This is a genomic window from Tumidithrix helvetica PCC 7403 (assembly GCF_965232925.1).
In the GTDB taxonomy this organism is placed as follows: domain Bacteria; phylum Cyanobacteriota; class Cyanobacteriia; order Pseudanabaenales; family Pseudanabaenaceae; genus Tumidithrix; species Tumidithrix helvetica.
The window spans coordinates 17755-36985 of record NZ_CBDDRA010000007.1 but is presented as its reverse complement, the minus strand read 5'-3'; the positions used below and the strand labels follow the sequence as shown (position 1 = coordinate 36985).

The 19231-nt window shown below is 45.0% G+C and carries 18 protein-coding genes; 6 read left to right on the top strand and 12 right to left on the bottom strand.

The features are described from left to right. Nucleotides 1–53: 53 nt before the first annotated feature. The gene (gene gyrB / locus ACP2WE_RS08390) at nt 54–1991 is read right to left on the bottom strand and encodes a DNA topoisomerase (ATP-hydrolyzing) subunit B (protein ID WP_425215101.1); all 1938 of its coding nucleotides are present in this window, start codon (nt 1989–1991) and stop codon (nt 54–56) included. Nucleotides 1992–2076: 85 nt separating this feature from the next. Continuing rightward, nucleotides 2077–2253: a hypothetical protein gene (locus ACP2WE_RS08385; RefSeq protein ID WP_425215100.1), complete on the bottom strand. Its 177-nt coding sequence runs from the start codon at nt 2251–2253 to the stop codon at nt 2077–2079. Here ACP2WE_RS08385 and ACP2WE_RS08380 point away from each other — a divergent pair. Continuing rightward, nucleotides 2252–2488 (top strand): methyltransferase domain-containing protein, encoded by a 237-nt coding sequence (locus ACP2WE_RS08380; protein ID WP_425215099.1) that lies wholly within the window; start codon nt 2252–2254, stop codon nt 2486–2488. The genes ACP2WE_RS08385 and ACP2WE_RS08380 overlap by 2 nt on opposite strands. Here the strand turns inward: ACP2WE_RS08380 and ilvC are convergent. Further along, nucleotides 2485–3480 carry a ketol-acid reductoisomerase gene (gene ilvC / locus ACP2WE_RS08375; protein WP_425215098.1) on the bottom strand — a complete coding sequence of 332 codons (996 nt, stop codon included), beginning with the start codon at nt 3478–3480 and terminating at the stop codon, nt 2485–2487. The genes ACP2WE_RS08380 and ilvC overlap by 4 nt on opposite strands. 219 nt (nt 3481–3699) lie before the next feature. On the opposite strand from ilvC, the gene ACP2WE_RS08370 reads away from it, so the two are divergent. Beyond that, nucleotides 3700–4122 (top strand): cupin domain-containing protein, encoded by a 423-nt coding sequence (locus ACP2WE_RS08370; RefSeq protein ID WP_425215097.1) that lies wholly within the window; start codon nt 3700–3702, stop codon nt 4120–4122. Between the two features lie 200 nt (nt 4123–4322). After that, nucleotides 4323–5450 (top strand): DegT/DnrJ/EryC1/StrS family aminotransferase, encoded by a 1128-nt coding sequence (locus ACP2WE_RS08365; RefSeq protein ID WP_425215096.1) that lies wholly within the window; start codon nt 4323–4325, stop codon nt 5448–5450. Nucleotides 5451–5492: 42 nt separating this feature from the next. On the opposite strand, the gene ACP2WE_RS08360 is transcribed toward ACP2WE_RS08365, so the two are convergent. The 9 genes from ACP2WE_RS08360 to trxA all read right to left on the bottom strand — a co-directional run bounded on the left by ACP2WE_RS08360 (nt 5493) and on the right by trxA (nt 16191). Further along, complete coding sequence (locus ACP2WE_RS08360) at nt 5493–9014, bottom strand: CHASE4 domain-containing protein (protein ID WP_425215095.1); 3522 nt, start codon at nt 9012–9014, stop codon at nt 5493–5495. Between the two features lie 243 nt (nt 9015–9257). After that, on the bottom strand, nt 9258–10139 hold the full coding sequence (locus ACP2WE_RS08355; RefSeq protein WP_425215094.1) for a 6-carboxytetrahydropterin synthase: 882 nt from the start codon (nt 10137–10139) through the stop codon (nt 9258–9260). A gap of 108 nt (nt 10140–10247) precedes the next feature. Beyond that, nucleotides 10248–11072 (bottom strand): beta-carboxysome scaffolding protein CcmN, encoded by an 825-nt coding sequence (gene ccmN, locus ACP2WE_RS08350; RefSeq protein ID WP_425215093.1) that lies wholly within the window; start codon nt 11070–11072, stop codon nt 10248–10250. A gap of 48 nt (nt 11073–11120) precedes the next feature. Further along, the gene (gene ccmM / locus ACP2WE_RS08345) at nt 11121–13181 is read right to left on the bottom strand and encodes a beta-carboxysome scaffolding protein CcmM (protein WP_425215092.1); all 2061 of its coding nucleotides are present in this window, start codon (nt 13179–13181) and stop codon (nt 11121–11123) included. Between the two features lie 344 nt (nt 13182–13525). Continuing rightward, on the bottom strand, nt 13526–13828 hold the full coding sequence (ccmL, locus tag ACP2WE_RS08340; RefSeq protein ID WP_425215091.1) for a beta-carboxysome shell vertex protein CcmL: 303 nt from the start codon (nt 13826–13828) through the stop codon (nt 13526–13528). 131 nt (nt 13829–13959) lie between these two features. Next, nucleotides 13960–14301: a carbon dioxide-concentrating mechanism protein CcmK gene (locus ACP2WE_RS08335; protein WP_330483802.1), complete on the bottom strand. Its 342-nt coding sequence runs from the start codon at nt 14299–14301 to the stop codon at nt 13960–13962. A gap of 124 nt (nt 14302–14425) precedes the next feature. Then, nucleotides 14426–14734 carry a carbon dioxide-concentrating mechanism protein CcmK gene (locus ACP2WE_RS08330; protein WP_330483803.1) on the bottom strand — a complete coding sequence of 103 codons (309 nt, stop codon included), beginning with the start codon at nt 14732–14734 and terminating at the stop codon, nt 14426–14428. Between the two features lie 518 nt (nt 14735–15252). Then, on the bottom strand, nt 15253–15801 hold the full coding sequence (gene pyrR / locus ACP2WE_RS08325; RefSeq protein ID WP_425215090.1) for a bifunctional pyr operon transcriptional regulator/uracil phosphoribosyltransferase PyrR: 549 nt from the start codon (nt 15799–15801) through the stop codon (nt 15253–15255). Between the two features lie 66 nt (nt 15802–15867). Next, nucleotides 15868–16191, bottom strand: coding sequence for a thioredoxin (gene trxA, locus ACP2WE_RS08320; RefSeq protein ID WP_330483805.1), 324 nt, complete (start codon nt 16189–16191; stop codon nt 15868–15870). A 471-nt stretch (nt 16192–16662) separates the two neighbouring features. Between trxA and ACP2WE_RS08315 the strand changes: the two genes are divergently transcribed. The 3 genes from ACP2WE_RS08315 to ACP2WE_RS08305 all read left to right on the top strand — a co-directional run bounded on the left by ACP2WE_RS08315 (nt 16663) and on the right by ACP2WE_RS08305 (nt 19201). Beyond that, entirely contained in the window at nt 16663–17985 is a 1323-nt protein-coding gene (locus ACP2WE_RS08315) for an AmpG family muropeptide MFS transporter (protein WP_425215089.1), read from the top strand. Nucleotides 17986–18082: 97 nt separating this feature from the next. Then, the gene (locus tag ACP2WE_RS08310) at nt 18083–18847 is read left to right on the top strand and encodes an ABC transporter ATP-binding protein (RefSeq protein WP_425215088.1); all 765 of its coding nucleotides are present in this window, start codon (nt 18083–18085) and stop codon (nt 18845–18847) included. 75 nt (nt 18848–18922) lie between these two features. Beyond that, the gene (locus tag ACP2WE_RS08305) at nt 18923–19201 is read left to right on the top strand and encodes a peptidase (protein ID WP_425215087.1); all 279 of its coding nucleotides are present in this window, start codon (nt 18923–18925) and stop codon (nt 19199–19201) included. Nucleotides 19202–19231 lie beyond the last annotated feature (30 nt).

Genomic DNA, 19231 nt, shown 5'->3' with positions numbered 1-19231 from the left:
CTTCCTTCAAGTTTTAACCCAACCTAATGACCCTTCCCGAATTCACATAAACGCTAAATGTCCAAATCCGTGAGATTCATCTTAGGCCCATAGGTTTCGATAAATTCCCGTCGAGGAGCAACCTTATCGCCCATCAAGATTGTGAAAATGCGATCGGCTTCTGCGGCATCTTCGATCGTGATTTGCTTGAGCGATCGCGTTGCAGGATTCATCGTGGTTTCCCAGAGCTGCGTGGGCATCATTTCACCCAACCCTTTAAACCGTTGGATGTTGTAATTGGCATTGGCAGGGAAACTGGAGAGAAGTACCTGTAAATCGCGATCGGTATAGCAATACTGGGCATTTTTGCCGCGTTCCACTTTATACAGAGGAGGACAACCAATATAGATATAGCCCTGATCGACAAGCTGTCTTTGATAGCGATAAAAGAAGGTTAACAGGAGGGTGCGAATGTGCGCTCCATCCACGTCCGCATCAGCCAGCAGAATAATCTTGTGATAGCGCAGTTGGGAGAGATTAAACTCTTCGCCCTTAATGCCCAACCCCAACCCTGTAATCAGCGATTGGATTTCGTTGTTCTTATAAATCTTGCTATCTTCGGCTTTCTCGATATTCAGCACCTTACCGCGCAAAGGCAAGATCGCTTGAAAGTGGCGATCGCGTCCTTGCTTAGCACTTCCACCTGCGGAGTCACCTTCCACCAAAAAGATTTCTGATTCTCTAGGATCTCGAGAACTACAGTCAGCTAACTTTCCAGGCAGGGTAGAAGACTCTAGCGCAGATTTGCGGCGTACCAGTTCGCGCGCACGTCGAGCCGCCTCAGCTGCATTAAAGGCTTGAATTGCCTTGTCTAAAATAGAAATGGCAACAGCAGGATGGAACTCCAAATATTCGTTCAGAACTTCGCCCACGAAAGAATCGACGATGCCGCGAACTTCCATATTTCCCAGCTTCGTCTTGGTTTGCCCTTCAAACTCTGGATTGGGAACCTTGACCGAAATCACGGCGGTTAGTCCTTCTCGGACGTTCTCCCCCGCCAGATTAGAATCGCCTTCTTTGAGCTTCTTTAACTTGCGCGCGATGACATTAAGACTTCGAGTTAGGACTGTTTTCAATCCTTCTAAGTGCGTACCGCCATCGATCGTGCGGATGTTATTGGCAAATCCGAGAATGTTGTCGTTATAGGCATCCACACACCATTGCAGCGCAACTTCTACTTGTACGTTATCGCGCTCGCCTTGCACGTAGATAATGTCAGGGTGAATCGGTTCCTTTTCGCGGGTCATGTAAGCGACATATTCGCGAATGCCACCGTCATAGTGATAGGTTTCGATTCTTGGTTCTTCTTCGCGGCGATCGGTAAACTGAATTTTTACGCCTGCATTTAGATAGGCTAGCTCTTTTAACCTTCCTGCTAAGGTTGTGAAGTCAAAAACGGTATCGGTTTGAAAGATTTGGGCATCGGGCTTAAACCTGACTTGAGTACCGCGACTGGGCGACTCAGCAATGCTCGTCTTCATATCGCCTAGGGGGACACCACGCTCAAAGCGATGCTCGTACACGTTGCTCTGCCGCCAGACCTTCACTTCTACCCATTCTGATAGGGCATTGACCACAGAAATACCCACGCCATGCAGACCACCAGAGACTTTATAACCGCTTTCCCCGCCAAATTTTCCACCTGCCCCCAGCTTTGTCATGACGGTTTCTAGGGCAGATTTACCCGTTTTGGGGTGAATATCAACGGGAATTCCTCGCCCATTATCAGAAACCGTCACAGAACCATCGGCTAAAAGTTCTACGAGAATCAGGTTACAATGTCCGCCTAATGCTTCGTCAACGCTATTATCTACGACTTCAAAAACAAGGTGGTGTAAACCTTTAGGTCCTGTAGAGCCAATGTACATACCCGGACGTTTACGAACATGCTCTATCCCTTCCAGGACTTGAATTTGGTTGGCATTATAAGTCTCGGCGATCGTTTCAAGCATGAACTAGACAACTCCAAATAAGGCTTCTAGGGTTAATTTTGACTTTAAATATCAAAATGCTACGCCATTATAGCTTAAATCGTTCCTAGGTGGGAATAACTGGCTTGTGAATGTATTTTTTGACCAAGATATAAGATACATGAGTTTGCGGTTTTCTGAGATTGCCACCCAATTCATCTTTTCGCTCTGGGGCAAAGATAAGGACAAAGAACTGCAATCGCTGCGTTTTGAATGGTGAGTCCTTACCTATGCTCGATGGCATGTTTGATAGTGTAGTCAGTGCTTGGACGCTGTGCAGTATTGCTAAAGTCGATCGCGCCTTATCAGAAATCCATTGCGTGTTCAAGCCCAAAGGCAAGTTCTTTTTCTACTTACAGGGTAGTGGCAACGAAAATATAGCGATCGACATTCAGCGATCGGCATTTCTAGAAGCAGACAAACGCAGGGCAATTCATGAATTGCCCTGCGTTTGTCTAAATAGTTTGCCTAAATACTAGACTTTCTTGAGCCAGCTAAACATAGCCCTTAAGTCTTTGCCAACTTCCTCGATTGGGTGCTCGGCTTCACGGCGACGCATAGCGGTAAAACCTGCTTTGCCAGATAGATTTTCTAAAACAAACTCGCGGGCAAATTGTCCAGATTGAATTTCAGACAAAATCCGCTTCATTTCAGCACGGGTGTCATCGGTGATGATTCGAGGTCCACGGGTATAGTCGCCATACTCAGCCGTATTTGAGATACTGTGGCGCATTTTTGCCAAACCACCTTCAACGACAAGATCCACGATCAACTTAACTTCATGCAAACATTCAAAGTAAGCTAATTCGGGTTGGTAGCCAGCATTGACAAGGGTTTCAAAACCTGCCTTGATCAGTTCGCTCAAGCCACCGCAAAGAACGACCTGCTCGCCAAACAAATCGGTTTCAGTTTCTTCGCGAAACGTGGTTTCTAAAATACCTGCACGAGTAGCACCAATACCCCGTGCATAAGCCATAGCGCGATCGCGGGCTTGTCCAGAAGCATCTTGATGAACGGCAAACAAGCCAGGTACGCCTTGTCCTTGGGTAAACACGCGACGCACCAAATGCCCAGGACCTTTGGGTGCGACCATCACGACATCGACATGGGCAGGGGGGACGACTTGAGCGAAATTAATATTAAAGCCATGGGCAAAGGCAAGCACATCCCCTGGCTTTAGGTTAGGGGCAATTTCTTTGTTGAAGATTTCTTTTTGCGTTTCGTCTGGCAACAAGATCATAATAAAGTCGGCGGCAGCAGCGGCATCGGCAACTTTTTTAACAGTTAACCCTTCGGAGGTTGCCTTTTCCCAAGATGGGCTGCCTTCATATAAGCCCACAATCACATCTAAGCCACTATCTTTGAGGTTAAGGGCATGGGCGTGACCTTGAGATCCATAACCAATGATGGCGATCTTCTTATTGGCTAAAAAATCAAGATTAGCGTCCGTGTCGTAGTACATGCGAGCCATAGTATTTAGGTATCTCCGAGGCGATCGATGAGTGATTTATAGAATATGCAAAGTTAATGCGATCTACTAGTTTAGCCAAAATCTGCCCCTATTTTGTGGTTCCTGCCTGTAGAAATTGGGAATAGCTTACGGAGCTTTTGCTCGTCCTGCTAGTGACTCACCTTAATCAAACTGATATGCTTAATAAGTAGTAATCCTCACCTTCTGATTAAAATCACTATGCTACAGGTAGAAGAAACTGTTCAGTCGATCCCATCTCTCAATGGCGATGGTCAAAACTCAGTGGCGACACAAAGACCTTGGGGCTCTTTTACAGTATTAGAGGAAGGGCGAGGTTATAAAATAAAGCGCATTGAGGTCAGACCCGGACATCGACTGAGCTTACAGATGCACCATCATCGCAGCGAACACTGGATTGTGGTATCTGGTACTGCGAGAGTTGTCTGTGGAGAAAATGAAATTATGGTGCATACAAACCAGTCTACCTATGTGCCCCAATGTACGGCTCACCGTTTAGAAAACCCTGGGGTTATTCCGCTGATTTTGATTGAGGTGCAAAATGGCGAATATCTTGGGGAAGACGATATTATTCGCTTCCAAGATGACTATTCAAGGCATGAAAAGAAGGAAGTCAAGTCCTAGATTGGCAATTTTAGATAAAATCTAAGATTTATGGCTACAAAATTTTATAGCTATATTAGAGCCGACCTATAGCAATCAGGCATGATTCATAAGAATCGCAGGGGCAATTCATGAATTGCCCTGAAATACTGGCGATCGCTAAATTTTGATGGCTAAAATTCTATCCCCCTACCTAAATCCACTCAATCCTTAACTAAAGCGTGATCAAGATTCCTCCTTTTGATGTAACCAAGCAATTTGAACTAATTGGTGAAGAATTAAACAAAACGGTTACAGCCGTCTTAGCCTCAGGTCATTATGTCGGTGGCGAGCATGTCACCCAATTTGAGTCTGAGTTTGCGCAATATATTGGCACAGAATTTGGTGTGGCTTGCAATTCAGGCACTGATGCTCTGTATCTCGCTTTACGATCGCTGGACATTGGTGCAGGGGATGAGGTGATTACGACGCCTTTTACGTTTTTCTCAAGCGCAGAAGTAATCGACATGGTGGGGGCAAAACCTGTATTTGTCGATATTGAGGCCCATAGCTTTAACCTTGACCTCGCTTTGGTCGAGCAAGCAATTACAGAACGAACCCGTGCGATTTTACCCGTACATTTGTTTGGTCGTCCCGTCGATATGACCCAACTGATGGCGATCGCCCGCAAACATAATTTATATGTCATCGAGGATTGCGCTCAATCCACAGGGGCGACTTGGGCAGATCGTAAAGTCGGCAGCATCGGTGATATCGGTTGCTTTAGCTATTACCCTACGAAAAATTTGGGTTGTTGCGGGGATGGTGGACTGGTAACGACGAAGGATGCTGCGATCGCACAGAAAATTCGGGTTTTGCGCGAGCATGGCAGCCCCCAACGGTATTATCACGACTACATCGGCATGAACTCTCGCCTAGATGCGATTCAAGCCGCGATTTTACGAGTAAAGCTTCCCTATCTGGATAAGTGGAATTTTTTAAGAAAAGTGATCGCCGCTCGCTATCAGCAGTCGCTGCAATATCTTGAGGGCATTGTATTACCTGCGGATTGTGCAGGCAGTGTTTGGAATCAATACACGATTCAGATTTGTAACCGCGGCGGGACGCATCCCGAAGGGAATCGCAACGCGATCCAAGCAAAGCTCAAGGAATTGGGCGTAATTTCCATGATTTACTATCCCTTGCCTTTGCACTTGCAAAAGGTTTATGACTATTTAGGTCATGGGAAAGGTAGTTTTCCCGTTACGGAAGCCGTAAGCGATCGCGTCCTTTCGTTGCCCATGTTTCCCGAACTATCAGAGGAACAACAAGATATTGTGGTCGATGCATTGAAACAATGCCTGATTTAATTGGCTGGGGTAAAAACCTAACTGCCCGCTAATTGCCAAACACTAATGGCTATGAATCTTTGCCCCCCAATGATTTAGAGCTGCTTTGAGCGTTTCTAAACGGATGGGTTTGCTAACGTAATCATTCATGCCAGCGGCAAGACAGCGATCGCGATCTTCGTGCATGGCTCCTGCTGTCATGGCGATAATAATCGGACGCTCTTGGGGCTGCCATTTCTGGCAAATTTGTTGCGTTGCCTCTAAACCATCCATTTCAGGCATTTGCACGTCCATCAAGATGATGTCGTAGGTGCTTTGGTGCAAACAGGTCAAGACTTCTAAGCCATTGTTAGCAACAGCCGCATCATAGCCAAGCTTACCCAGCATTCTTAGGGCCACGATTTGATTGACGGGGTTATCTTCAGCTAAAAGGATGCGTAAAGTCGTTGAAGTCTTAGCTTCTCGATCTGCTTCTACTGAGTCGTCCTGAGCTACAGCCCGATCGACGAGCTTGGCGAGAATATCAAACCGAAACACAGTGCCCTGCCCTAAAACGCTGGTGAAGGTAATATCTCCCCCCATCAAGCGTACAATCTCACGGCTAATTGGCAAACCTAAGCCCGTTCCCTCATTGGATTTAACACCTGATTCAGTTTGGGCAAAGATTTCAAACACGCAATCGCTTTCTTCCGTGGCAATCCCAACGCCAGTGTCTTCCACTTCAAACTTTAAATTCACGGTCGATGAGGAACGATCGATCGCTCCTGTTGAGGCGCGTAAAATAACAGATCCCCTGTGCGTAAATTTGATCGCATTGGTGAGCAAATTAATCATCACTTGCCGCAATTTAATTTCATCGGTTTCAATATGTTGAGGCAGTGACTGCGTGCGTTCAAAGATCAGTTGCAAGCCTTTCGTCTCAGCCCTTTGACGTAACATATCTTGGATGCCATCCAGGAGGGCATAGAGATCGAAATGATTGGCATTTAAACTGATTTTGCCTAACTCAATTTTGGACATTTCCAAAACATCATTGATCAAAGCCAATAAATGTTCGCCACTGTTGTTGATGATGCGAAGATTTTCTCTTTGCTCTTGGGTGAGGGCTAGATCGCTCACCATGAGTTGTGTAAAGCCAAGAATGGCATTGAGGGGCGTGCGTAACTCATGACTCATTTTGGCAAGAAAACTGGTTTTAGCTTTGTTCGCAGCATCTGCATCTTCTTTAGCTTGCTGTAGTTCCAGTTCAGAGGCTTTGCGATCGCTAATATCTCTTGCTACCCAGATCACAGAGTCATCGGCGATCGGCGAAACACTTGCCGAAAACCAAATTGGCTTACCGTTGATTTCCAGTAGGTACTCGGTATTTAGGGTTTGCTGGGTGTTAAGCACCTGCCAAATCTGATGCATAAATTGCTCTGCCTGCGATCGCTCGAACACTTGATATAGCGTCTTACCCACAAGTTCCTCGGCAGGTCTGACCAAAAGCGCATCATTCGTAGGCGTAACCTTGAGGTAATATCCTTGCGAATCGATCACCATAATCACATCAGTCATTGCCCTAAATAAGGCTCGCAATTCGGCAGCAGTGCGCTTTTGTTGAATTGCAGCGCCCAATTGTTCGGCTACATCTGAAATTAATTTAACCGAGCGGCGATCGTGTTCCCGAATTTTAACTGTACAAAAAACTAGAATCGCTAAGACCTGACTTTGAGAACTGGTCGGCTCATCTTTAATCAAAATCGGGATGCCCAACAAGGAATTTAAATCTGCTGCCGTGGCTAAACTCGTTCTCAAGAAACTTTGAGGATATGAGTCAAGGTCTTGAATCCACTCCACCTGCTGACTAGCCCAAACACGACCGACTAGATCCTCATTCGGTAAAAAAGAAAATCCCTCTGAAAACGTGCGAAATTCTTGCAGAGCTGCTGCCATCTTTTCATCGTCAAGCGGCTTACAGTAACGGGAAGGCCGACATTCGAGCACAAGCCCATCTGCACTGACCGACCAAGCTTCCCCATAGTACCAACCTGTGGCTTCGCAAACCCCTTGGAGCAACGCTTGCAAGGCTGCATCAAAATCAGGCGCTTCATTAATTGCTTGATTGAGACTGAGCAATAACTGAGTCTCCCGATCTGCCCGCTTGCGATCGCTAATGTCTCGCACGATCATCAAAACTTCATCTTCACCACTCACAGCAATGCGACCTTCATAGTCGAGGATCTCACCATCGATCGACAACTGGTAGTCAAAAATTTGAACTTTACCCGTTAAAAGAGCTTGTTCTATATGGTGCATCCGCTGTTGATAGACGTCAGGTGGCAGGAAATCTGCAATATTTTTGTGAATGGTTGTCTCAATGGGATAGAGCGTTTTTACATCTTTCCCTGGCTTCATATCTAGATAGGTACCATCTCGATTTAACCGAATCATTAAATCTGGAAACGCCGATACGATCGCTTGATTGCGGTTTTCGCTCTGCCGTAAGGCAATGGCTGACTGACTTTGTTGGCGATCGCGCTGCTCCAGCACTTGCAGCAATTGATTCATCGAATTTGTGAAATTTCCCAGCTCATCGTCGTCAGTTAAACCGAAACGAGCAGATAGATCGCCAGTCGCACTAATCTCAGTAATGCATCTATCCAGGCGTGAAATCCGCGAGAGCACCAGTTTTTCTAAACTGAGTAAGGTGACAATACCAAAGATAGTGCCTGTTCCTATCATCAAACACATCAGTTGAATCACCGCCTGCTGCGCATTTTGGAAAGTTGTACGATTTCGATCGATCCGCAACAGTAAATCGGGATTGCCCTCAAGATCTTTGATGACTGTATAGGTCGAAAGCACCGAATCGCTGAGTGGTTCTATAAAAACTGGTATTGGCTCAGAGGGTAGGTGGATCGGATTGCTTCCCAAGGCGATTTTTGCTTTTTGCCATTCTAGAGGCAAATTTTGCTCGTTATAGGTAAGTACTTTAATATTCAGCCCCGATACTTGAACTAGGGTGTTTAGATAACTACTGTCCAAATAACGACCGAAAATCACAGTGCCACGCACAGGTCCTATAGCTTCGCTGGTTAAAATTGGATGGGCCGTAATCAACATCGGCGCTTGGGGCATCATTACTAGCCTAGTCAAAGGCTGCTGAGGTTTTTGCCTGCTCAATAGGCTTCCAGTCTTTATGTCTTGCTCGATCTGTTCGGGAAGGGGCGATCGCTGCTTTTTTTGCCAATCAAATCCTGTGCTGTAAACGATTTGTCCCTTAAGATCGACATAAGCGATCGCATTAATTTTTAGATTTGCTAACTGTTGATCGCCTAAATTTGAGGAGATATAGGTCTGATTGCGATTCTCAATAAATGCGTAGGTATCATCCCATTGACTCCAGTCATTCCAACGCTCTTGAAACAATAGGCGATCGTTGAGGAGAATATTGACGGTTTCTTTAATGTTTTGATGCGCATTAACTTTCTCTTCCTCGAGCGCATTTCTCACTAAAATCGATGATGACACGACATATAGTGCAGCATTAAGACCAATTAGGGTTGCAGCGATCGCGAAAAGGGTCTTTTTCCGCAGTGTCATAGAACGATTTGTCCACAGGATTTAGAAAATCATTACCATTGCGTAGGCATTGCTGAATCGTGGCATAAAACCATATGGGTAGCTTACCCTGTTAACTGTCCTTACAAAAGCTATGTAGTAAAAAACTATGTAGTGATTCATAGAGAACAAACTACCGTGGGCTCGATCGCAAATCTAGGGCAATAGAGTTCATAATGCCCCTATTACCCTAACTAAATAATACGTCCAAGTCAAAATTTCAAGCTATGCGATCGCCATAGGCTCTGGAATCGCTTCCGCCAAAGACTGCTCGACTTGCAACAGCAGATCGGGACTGTACACCTCACAAGAATTATTTGGACTTTCGATCAATTTTACGCAGTACAGCTCAGCACCCAATTCGCGAATGGGCAGGGTTAAGACAGTCTGAATGTAAATCGCGATATTCTCTGCCGTAGGCACGACATCGGCAAAGTAAGGAATGTCCTTATTTAAAAAGGTATGATCCATTGGATCGAGCACATACTCAGCGATCGCCTGTTGCACTTTTCCTAAGTCGGCAATCATGCCCGTACGCGGATGGATCTCACCACGAATCGTCACTTCTAGATGATAGTTATGACCATGCCCATTTACACGAGCGCATTTGCCATAAATTTCTGAGTTTTCATCGAAACTGAGATGATCGAGCGCCAAACGATGAGCTGCCGAAAAGTGCGTACTAACTGTGAGATTTGCGTGCATAGCTTTACCTTGATAATCTGCCCAGAGTTCGGGATGTTCAAATAGTCGAATTTTAACCAATGGCAAATGGGGGGCCAGACGTTGCCATATAACGCGGGCAATATTTTCAGTTGTTGGCAAGGTTTGCTCAAACTCAGCCCAAGCATGATTTAGATAGCTAAAATTTAGCTGAGAGGTGACTTCTTTAGCAATAATATGCTTCACCTGAGATAGGTTTAGCACCATGCCAGTGTCATTAATCTCTCCCAACATCGAAACAAACAAAACATAGTTATGACCGTGCCCAGGAAAGTTAGAGCAACCGCCAAATTTGATTTGGTTGTCACGATCTGAGAGTTCGGGTAGCCAATAACGATGACTTGCCGAAAATTCAGCACGTCGGTTAATTACGCATTTAGGCATCAGATATAAGGGCTTTGGCGATTGTAAAGTTTCTTTTAATAAGGTAGCACTGCTATAGGATGCATGGGAAAGGTTCCATCTCCATATCTCTAAAACCTATCTTTGGGCTTATGCTGGTGGGTTAGGAGGTTGAAGGGGCTGAATGAGATTATTTTGTCTGTGAGCAAAGAGTTTGCCCATTAGTTGATTGAGCTGCGTTTGCCCGTAAGTTTGCTGTGCAGTGATATTTGTTGGTATTTGGGCATCTGAGATTTGAACTTCTGAGATCTGTGACTCTACCTCAGCCATTTCTGGGGTCAGGGAAGCTCGAGCGGGAATGGCACTGATAGGCTGACTGATAGGCTGATTGAAAGGCTGGTTTAGCAATGGTGGTGGGACAAAAGGAGTTGCTGGAAAAGGCGAACTCACAGAAATCAGTTCGGGTGGTTTATAGGGTGATGGATCGACAAACGTGGATATGGGTTCAGTTGAAAGCGTTTCTGTCGGTTTCTCTATGGTTACTGGCACTGGAGGTGTGGGTATTGGAGGCGTGGGAACCTCTGATATCGTCGGTATAGCTGGCGCGATCGCTTCACTAGGGGGAGCTATGGTTTCATAAAGCAAAGATCCAGGTGCAATTAAAGCCCTTGCCGCGATCGCATAGTTCACAATCGAACTAGACGAGCCCACACAGGCATTTTCGCCAACTTTGCTCTTACCGAAGATGAGAACCCCAGCGCCGAGATTTACCCCTGCGCCGATTTCAATCCAGCCATCTTGAGCGTGTAAAACGGTGCCCATACCAATGCAGACCCCAGCCGCAATTGTAATTTTGCTGCCAGGATCTGCTTGGATTAATACTCCTGGTGCGATCGCCGCACTAGGATGAATTGTGACATCGCCACTTATGTAGGTGTGAAAATCACCAATTGGTTCCAGAGGTGGCAAATGCATTGACTTATTTGGTTGACTTACTCGATTGACGCTCTAAAGCAGAGCAGATTAAGGACGTTGAATAATTCCTTCAAATACACGACGCTTTGCCTTGGGATCGATTCCAAGGAGACGAACATAGTCACCACTGTGTTCGTTCATACAGGCTTCGAGTGCTGCAATCACAGATGCTTCCGTTGTTGCTTCTAGAGGAGCGCAGCTATGCCAAGAACTAATGCGGAAGCGACGCTCATCGGTATGCTCTGTGCCAATGCGATAGCCCTGTGACAGCAACTGACGCACGCGATTCACAATATCAGCACTGAGCTTACCTAAATAGGCTTGGGCTGTACCTTGGGCTTTGCCACTTGAAGCGGCAGAACTAGCACTTGGAGCAGCATTACCACTTGGGTTACCACCTGGGCGATGAATGATGGTTTCCACAACCCGACGTTTGGCTTTTGGATCGACACCCACTAAGCGAATATACTCACCAGAAAATTCCTGTAAATAAGATTGCAAGGTAGCCATGACCCCTGATTCGTGTGTGGCAGTAATTGGAGCGCAGGGAACCCATGCGCTGGTTCGCATGCGGCGATCGTCAGCATGTTCGACCGTAATGCGATTGCCTTGGCTCAACAAATTTCTGACTTGACTTGCCAAATCTGCACCAACACCAGCCGAGCTAACGCCAGTTCGCGACGAAGAACCAGAAGCCTGTGAAGAAGAACTACTTGCTGAGATTGGTGCTTGACCTGGACGATGCACGATCGCTTCAAAAATGCGACGTTTGGCTTTTGGATCGACGCCCACCAAGCGCACATATTCATTACTATGTTCTGCAACATAAGATGACAAAGCTGAAACTACCCCTGCTTCGTTGGAGGCATCAAAAGCAACCCCTGTTTGCCAAGCACTCGCCTTGAGACGTCGCTCATCGGCAAACTCGGTGCTCACACGGTGACCTTGAGCTAGTGCCTGTCTGAGCTGACTGAGCAAATCTTGGGACAAACCACTTCCATTGCCGCCACTGTTTGAAGGGCTATGAGTCGCTCCCACATTGGAACTAGCGCTGTAGGAAGATGGAGAAGAACTCGCACCTGTCGAAGCAGCCACAGGTTGGTCGTCAGGACGCTGCACGATAATTTCTTGAACCCGACGTTTTGCTTTTTGATCGATACCAACCAGACGGACATATTCACCCGTATGTTCTTGCAAGCAAGTTTGGATTGCAGAAATCACAGTTGATTCGCTGCTAGATTGTGGCAAGGTAAAACTCTGCCAAGAACTCGTACGAAAACGCCGCTCATCCGCATACTCTGCGCCGACCCGAAGTCCTTGAGCTAAAAGTTGGCGAACTTGACCTGCAAGATCCTGTTTGTGTTGTCCGTTCTGTGACTGCATATTCGTGAGGTTTTGATTAGTAGATTTTGATTCAGTCGTTGCTTTCGCTGCTTTTGCTGCTTTCGCTCCATTCGCTTTAGAGGACTGTTTGGCGGGCTTGCGCAAATTATCACGAATAGGGGCGATACATTCAATATTATCGGCACAGCGATAGCCCATTCGCAATGCATTATTTACACCAATCACATGACTGGCAAATTTTTGTTCGTCTTCATGAACATCAGGCAAGCGGTCGGCTTGCTGTTGCGTTGTAATTACAGATCCAGAGGGCACATACTTACCTTCTGGAATCTCTACATCTTCTACAAGTACGTGCATTCCTATAATGCAGCCATCTCCCACAATAGCGTTAAAGACTGTAGAGCGAAAGCCAATAAAGCAGTTATCTCCAACATAAGCAGGTCCATGGATTAATGCCATGTGGGTAATCGAAGAGTTATTACCAATCCAAACAGAGTATTGTTTGTCATCATCCCCAGTTACTCGCCCTTGTTCGAGTCCATGAATGACAACGCCATCTTGAATATTCGTGTTATCACCGATGCGAAATGGGTTGCCCTCATCAGCACGAATAGAAGTTCCAGGTGCAACGAGAACATTCGCTCCAATCCGAACATCACCTATGATGTTAGAAAAGGAATGAACATAGGCAGATGAGTCAATTGTTGGCTCAGCTAAATTTTTAGACCAAGGGGTGGGGGGAGCAGCAAAGCTACGAACTACCATACTCTTAAACGTGCCATAAAACTTCCTTGATTACCGCGATCGCGGTGACATCGGTGAGCTAAAAGCGCACTCTCCAAATAACGATTACTAATGATAAAAAATGAATTTAGAAGTGTCCGTAAATCCGTTAACTAAATAGCTTACTTAGCTATCCTACTGACCGAACACGCAAAGGCGAGAGGATGTGAATTCTAAATATAGATGCTTGATAAATCTGGAATAAATCTTCGGACTGCGAGACATCACAAAACCGATAAGATTCTCTCTAAATAATTTTCTCACGAATTGATTAGCCTTGAATATTTTTGGATCGAAATAAAATATTTGGATCGAATTAGTAAGGGTTATCTTCCTTCAGATTTTTTGCTGTAAAGAAGGTAATTATCAAGGCTAACTGTATCAATGATTGCTATCACAGCAGCGTCAATGGGACGTTTTTCACTATCTCGTACAAGACGTGCACCACTACCACGACTTACGAGTACCCACTCTTCTACACCTGCTCCTACCGTATCGGCTGCCACTTCATAGTCTAACGAGAGTTGTCCTTCAATATCAATGAGTTGCAACATCAAAAACTTTGTTCCTGATAGATTGTCCTCTTTGTATGTACTGACAACTGTGCCGACAACTTTAGCGATTTGCATGATTCTATGGAGAGGTGAAAAAGAGTCGCGAAGTTTGAATTGAGATCGCAATAGCGATCGCTGAGTTCATAATTCTTGACTCGCAGTCATTTCGTGGCTGATGACCCTATAGGGCTACATTAAGCGCCTATCTATGGTCTGTTTAGAGGACGGATGGCGTTAACATTATCGCGGAATTGTTCGACTTCTTCGGTGTAGCGAATCGGTAGAACGTATTCTAAGTTTTCATGAGGACGAGCAATGATGTGGGTAGATAGCACTTGTCCACCATTGACTCTTTTTACAGACTCAGTACCAGCAGCAACTGAAGCTTGTACTTCAGAGACATCCCCTCTAACGATAACGGTTACACGACCACTACCAATCTTTTCGTAACCAACAAGGGTGACACGGGCGGCCTTGACCATAGCATCTGCGGCTTCGACTACGGCTGGGAAGCCTAGTGTTTCGATCATGCCAACTGCGATCGCCATAAAATATACTCTCCTTAAAAGTTCAGTGATAGATATCAGTCTTTTACAATTTCTAGAACATTGATGTTTTAGAAATTAGTCATTCATAATTCAGAATCGATCGGATCGATATTGTTCGCGTTACTCAAAAAGCGAATTGTTCTACTTCACGCGTATAGCGAATAGGTAAGACATATTCGAGGTTTTCATGAGGTCTGGCAATAATGTGGGTAGATACAACCTCACCACCATTGACTCGCTTCGCCGACTCAACGCCTGCTGATACGGAGGCTTGCACCTCAGACACGTCACCTCTAACGATGACGGTTACACGCCCGCTACCAATCTTTTCGTAACCGACAAGAGTGACACGAGCGGCTTTGACCATAGCATCTGCTGCTTCGACAATAGCAGGAAAGCCTCTGGTCTCAATCATTCCAACTGCAATGGGCATATTATGTTGATATCCTATGGCTTTATATAGAGGCTGATGACAGCCATAAAGCAATTTGTACTTCAAGAAATGCGATGAGACAGAGTAAAAATACTTAGTTTTTCATCTAGTGAATTGATTCCAAATTGCTAAGCTCTAGGCAAGAATTAACCTGAGCGCAACTTTAAATTTTAGCTAGAATTGTGGACATATTTGCTATTAATTTTTAATGATTAATACAACGCAATATTCTTCAATTGCTAAGTTCACAAAACAACCAAAAAGTTAATCGGAATTTGCTACGAGGATAGCCACGATCGAAATTGAAATTTGATAACGGACTATTCAAGTTTGATTACCTATATATCAGCATAAGCAGTGGCTTTGCATTTTGCAACATAAGTTACGATGATTAATCTAAATGCCTGACATAATAGGTGGTTATACTTAATGTCAGTTTGAGGTTCCTTGCCCATACCAAAGCATCTCAGAAATCATGAAGATTCTCAGGAGTAAGACTTCTGCCTAGCTAATCAGTTCTACTCAGCGATCGGCTTGATCAGCACGACCCCATCTCGTTGGTCAAGATCTTGGAGAAAAACTTTTATCTGCTCGTCTTTGGCAGTGGGTAGAGTCTTCCCAACAAAATCGGGATGAATCGGTAGCTCCCTATGCCCTCGATCCACTAAAACCAGCAGCCTAACTATTTTAGGTCTGCCATAGTCATGGATTGCACTCAACGCCGCACCAATCGTACGACCGCTGAAAATAACATCGTCCACGAGAACGACTAGCTTGCCGTTAATATCAAACGGGATTTCTGTTTTACCAGGCGCACGCAAACCAATCCGATCTAAATCGTCTCGGTAAAACGTAATATCGATCGCACCTACAGGTACAGATACCCCTTCTAAGAGCAGAATCTGTTTGGCAATTAGTTCGCCTAAAGGGACACCTCTGGTACGAATCCCCAATAAGGCAATCTCTGACAGACTACCACTACCCTCAATTACCTGAGATGCCAATCGATTTACAGTACGACGTAATTCATCAGCAGAAAGAATCTCAACCGTTTTTTGCTTAGGCACACAAATTAGGTTCTCTAGCTAGATAGGCTTGAATATATGCTTACTGGCAAAGACGCAGAGAGATATTTAGAGATATTTCTCAATCGTTCCTGCGAGCGTAGCCTTTGGAACAGCACCAACAACTACATCGACCCTTTGACCTGCCTTGAACAGCATGAGTGTAGGGATGCTCCGAATGCCATATTGACTGGCAACGTTAGGGTTCTCATCGGTGTTGAGCTTCACAACTTTGATTTTGCCTTCATATTGCTCGGCAATTTCATCAACCACAGGAGCTACCATGCGACAAGGACCACACCAAGGTGCCCAGAAATCAACCAGAACAGGCACTTCGCTGTTTATTACGTCCTGCTCAAAGCTAGAATCTGTGACTGCAACCGCTGATGACATGTTCTGTTAACTCCCTATGGTAATAAGTGGACAGCTTTTAAGGCAAATAACTTTGTAGCTAGTATAACAGTTAAGTGCAGTAACACAAATAAACGATTTCCTTATGCATTTCGCCGTCAAGCACTGAGTTATTACAATAGACAGTTGAAAGAAATTTTGAAGTCTCGCAATCTTTGGGTTAGCTAAGTTTAAGATTTAAGTAAGTAAAACTGCTTATTGAAAAGAATATCCATAAGAAACCGCCTAGACAAAATGCCTAGGCGGAATGTGGTGTGAGGAGTGAACGGAAACTTTCGTCTCCGCTTATCTATATATTGTAATCTAATCTCAAGAATTGTTATTAGCTACATGGAATGTCTTCAGAATTGTGTAGAAATTTTGTCAATTTATGTGTTCTTCTTAACCAATGCAAGCAACTGTTAACCAATGAGAGCAACTGAATCTTTGCTGAAAGTATTTCGAAGTCGGAAGATGGCTGCTCTGCTATTTTTAGGTTTTTCGTCAGGACTTCCCTATGCATTAATAGATGACGCTTTTAAAGCATGGATGACAAAGGCTCAACTAGATTTAAGCACTATTGGGTTTCTTGTTGGTTGGGTCAAATTGCCCTACTCTCTAAAATTTCTTTGGTCACCGTTTGTCGATCGCTTTGTACCCCCTTTTTTAGGAAGGCGACGTGGGTGGATGGCGATCTCGCAGGTGGGCTTAGTATTGGCGATTTTGCTAATTTCTACGCAAATATCAATAGTAATAAGCTTAACTGGTGAAGCTCGATCGATTGCACTCAATCTTTCGATATTTGCTGCTTTTGCGATCGCGTTTCTGAGTGCGACACAAGACATTGTGATTGATGCCTATCGTACTGATGTCTTGGAAGAGAGGGAATTCGGTGCAGGCGTGGGCACTTATGTAACTGGGTATCGCATAGCACTGATCTTGACAGGTGTTATTGGATTTGTACTTGCCGATCGGATCGGCTGGGCTTGGGTTTATGCTTTGATGGCGGTTTTAATGGGATTAAGTATATTTACTGCAATCTGGTCGCCTGAACCTGTTCGACCTGTTACCCCACCAGAAACGCTCGATCAAGCTGTGATTAGACCGTTTTTTGAATTTCTGAGCAGACTGGGCTGGAAGCAAGTTGTACTAGCGTTGATGTTTATCATCCTTTATCGTTTGGGCGATAACATGGTCAACACCATGGCAGTATCTTTTTTGGGTGGTAAAGGACTGGAATTTAGTGACGCAGAGATCGGTTATTACAGGAATGGCTTAGGTTGGATTGCTACGATTGTCGGGACTTTGGCTGGTGGAGCGATTCTCAGTCAAATTGGTGTGAACCGATCGCTTTGGATTTTTGGGATTTTGCAAGGCGTGAGCAATTTGGGCTATTTTGCTTTGGCGATCGCAGGGAAAAATCTCTATTGGCTAATTGCCGCAATTAACGTCGAGAACTTTTGTGGTGGTTTGGGCAATGCTGCTTTTTTGGGTTTTTTGATGAGTCTATGCAATCCTAGTTTTTCAGCAACACAGTTTGCTTTGTTTTCTAGTCTTTTTGCTGTAGGTCGCGATCTGTTGGCTTCTCCTGCTGCTGGCGAAATCGCACAACGGTTGCAACAGTATGTTCCTACACAACCTGCACTCAGCGAAGTGATTTATTTAGCAGGAAGCGATCGCAAAGGGTGGCCTTTATTCTTTTTGATTACGTTGATTGCTGCAATCCCAGGACTGCTGCTTTTACCCTTTTTTGCACCTTGGAATGCTAAACATAATGTGAATCTTGATGATGGATAGAATTCAGTTGTCAGTTGTCAATTGTCAGTTAACAGTTGTCGGTTCAAAAGCCAAAAGCTTTTTTTCTTAAAATTCGCGATTAGAAGGAGGTAAAAACTTGGAAGAAAGTTGTTTGGATGTCAGGTCAATTACCCGTCGCTTTGGTGGCTTGGTCGCAGTCAATCAAGTCTCTTTTTCAGTGAATCGAAATGAGATTTTTGGCTTGATTGGTCCAAACGGAGCGGGAAAAACGACCCTATTCAATATGATTACGGGTTTATTACCTCCCTCTAGCGGCAAACTGGTTTATGAAGGGCGAGACATTACCAAATTGCGACCTCATCGAATTGCGGCTTGCGGGATTGCGCGGACATTCCAAAATATTCGGCTCTTTGGTGAATTGTCGGCATTAGAAAATGTAGCGATCGCCCACCATATTCATACCAAAACAGGCATCTTTCGCGGCATTTTAGGTTTGCCACCGACAGCCAGAGAGGAACGTCACACCCGCAATAACGCTCTTTCGCTTCTCGATTTGGTTGGTTTAATTGAGAAATCCGATCAAAAAGCCAAAAACTTTGCCTATGGCGATCAGCGCCGCCTTGAAATCGCCCGTGCTTTGGCTTTACAGCCCCAAGTTCTGTTATTGGACGAACCCGCCGCAGGCATGAATCCCAATGAAAAGAAACAGTTGAGCGAGTTCATTCGCCAGATTCGCGACCAGTTTAACTTGACGGTGCTGTTGATCGAACACCACGTTCCGTTGGTGATGGGGCTATGCGATCGCATTGCGGTTTTAGACTTTGGTCAATTGATTGCGTTGGGCGAACCTGAAGTGGTTAAAAACGATCCTGCGGTAATTGAAGCCTATTTGGGAGATTGAGCCGATCTAAATGTGCGAAGATCTATCGTATTGCTTATAGGTTATCTTTCCACAAAAAATCATAGGAACAAACGAATGATGAAATTTTTCCTTTTTCGCAAGTTGCACCGTTATATAGCCCTGACTGTTTGCCTTCCGCTCTTTCTAACGCTAGTTACAGGAATATTGATCACGGTTGTCCAAGAATGGCAGCTAAATATTGGCGTGAAATCTAACCTACTCATACAGATTCATACTGGTGAGATCTTCCATTTGCAGGCTTTTTATCCAATTCTCAATGGATTGGGACTCATCGGTTTGATTGTGACTGGCTTGAGCATATCGGGTATCTTTAGGAAACCGCAGCGATCGTAATTGCCGTCTGGATATCCCGCGAGGCACTGT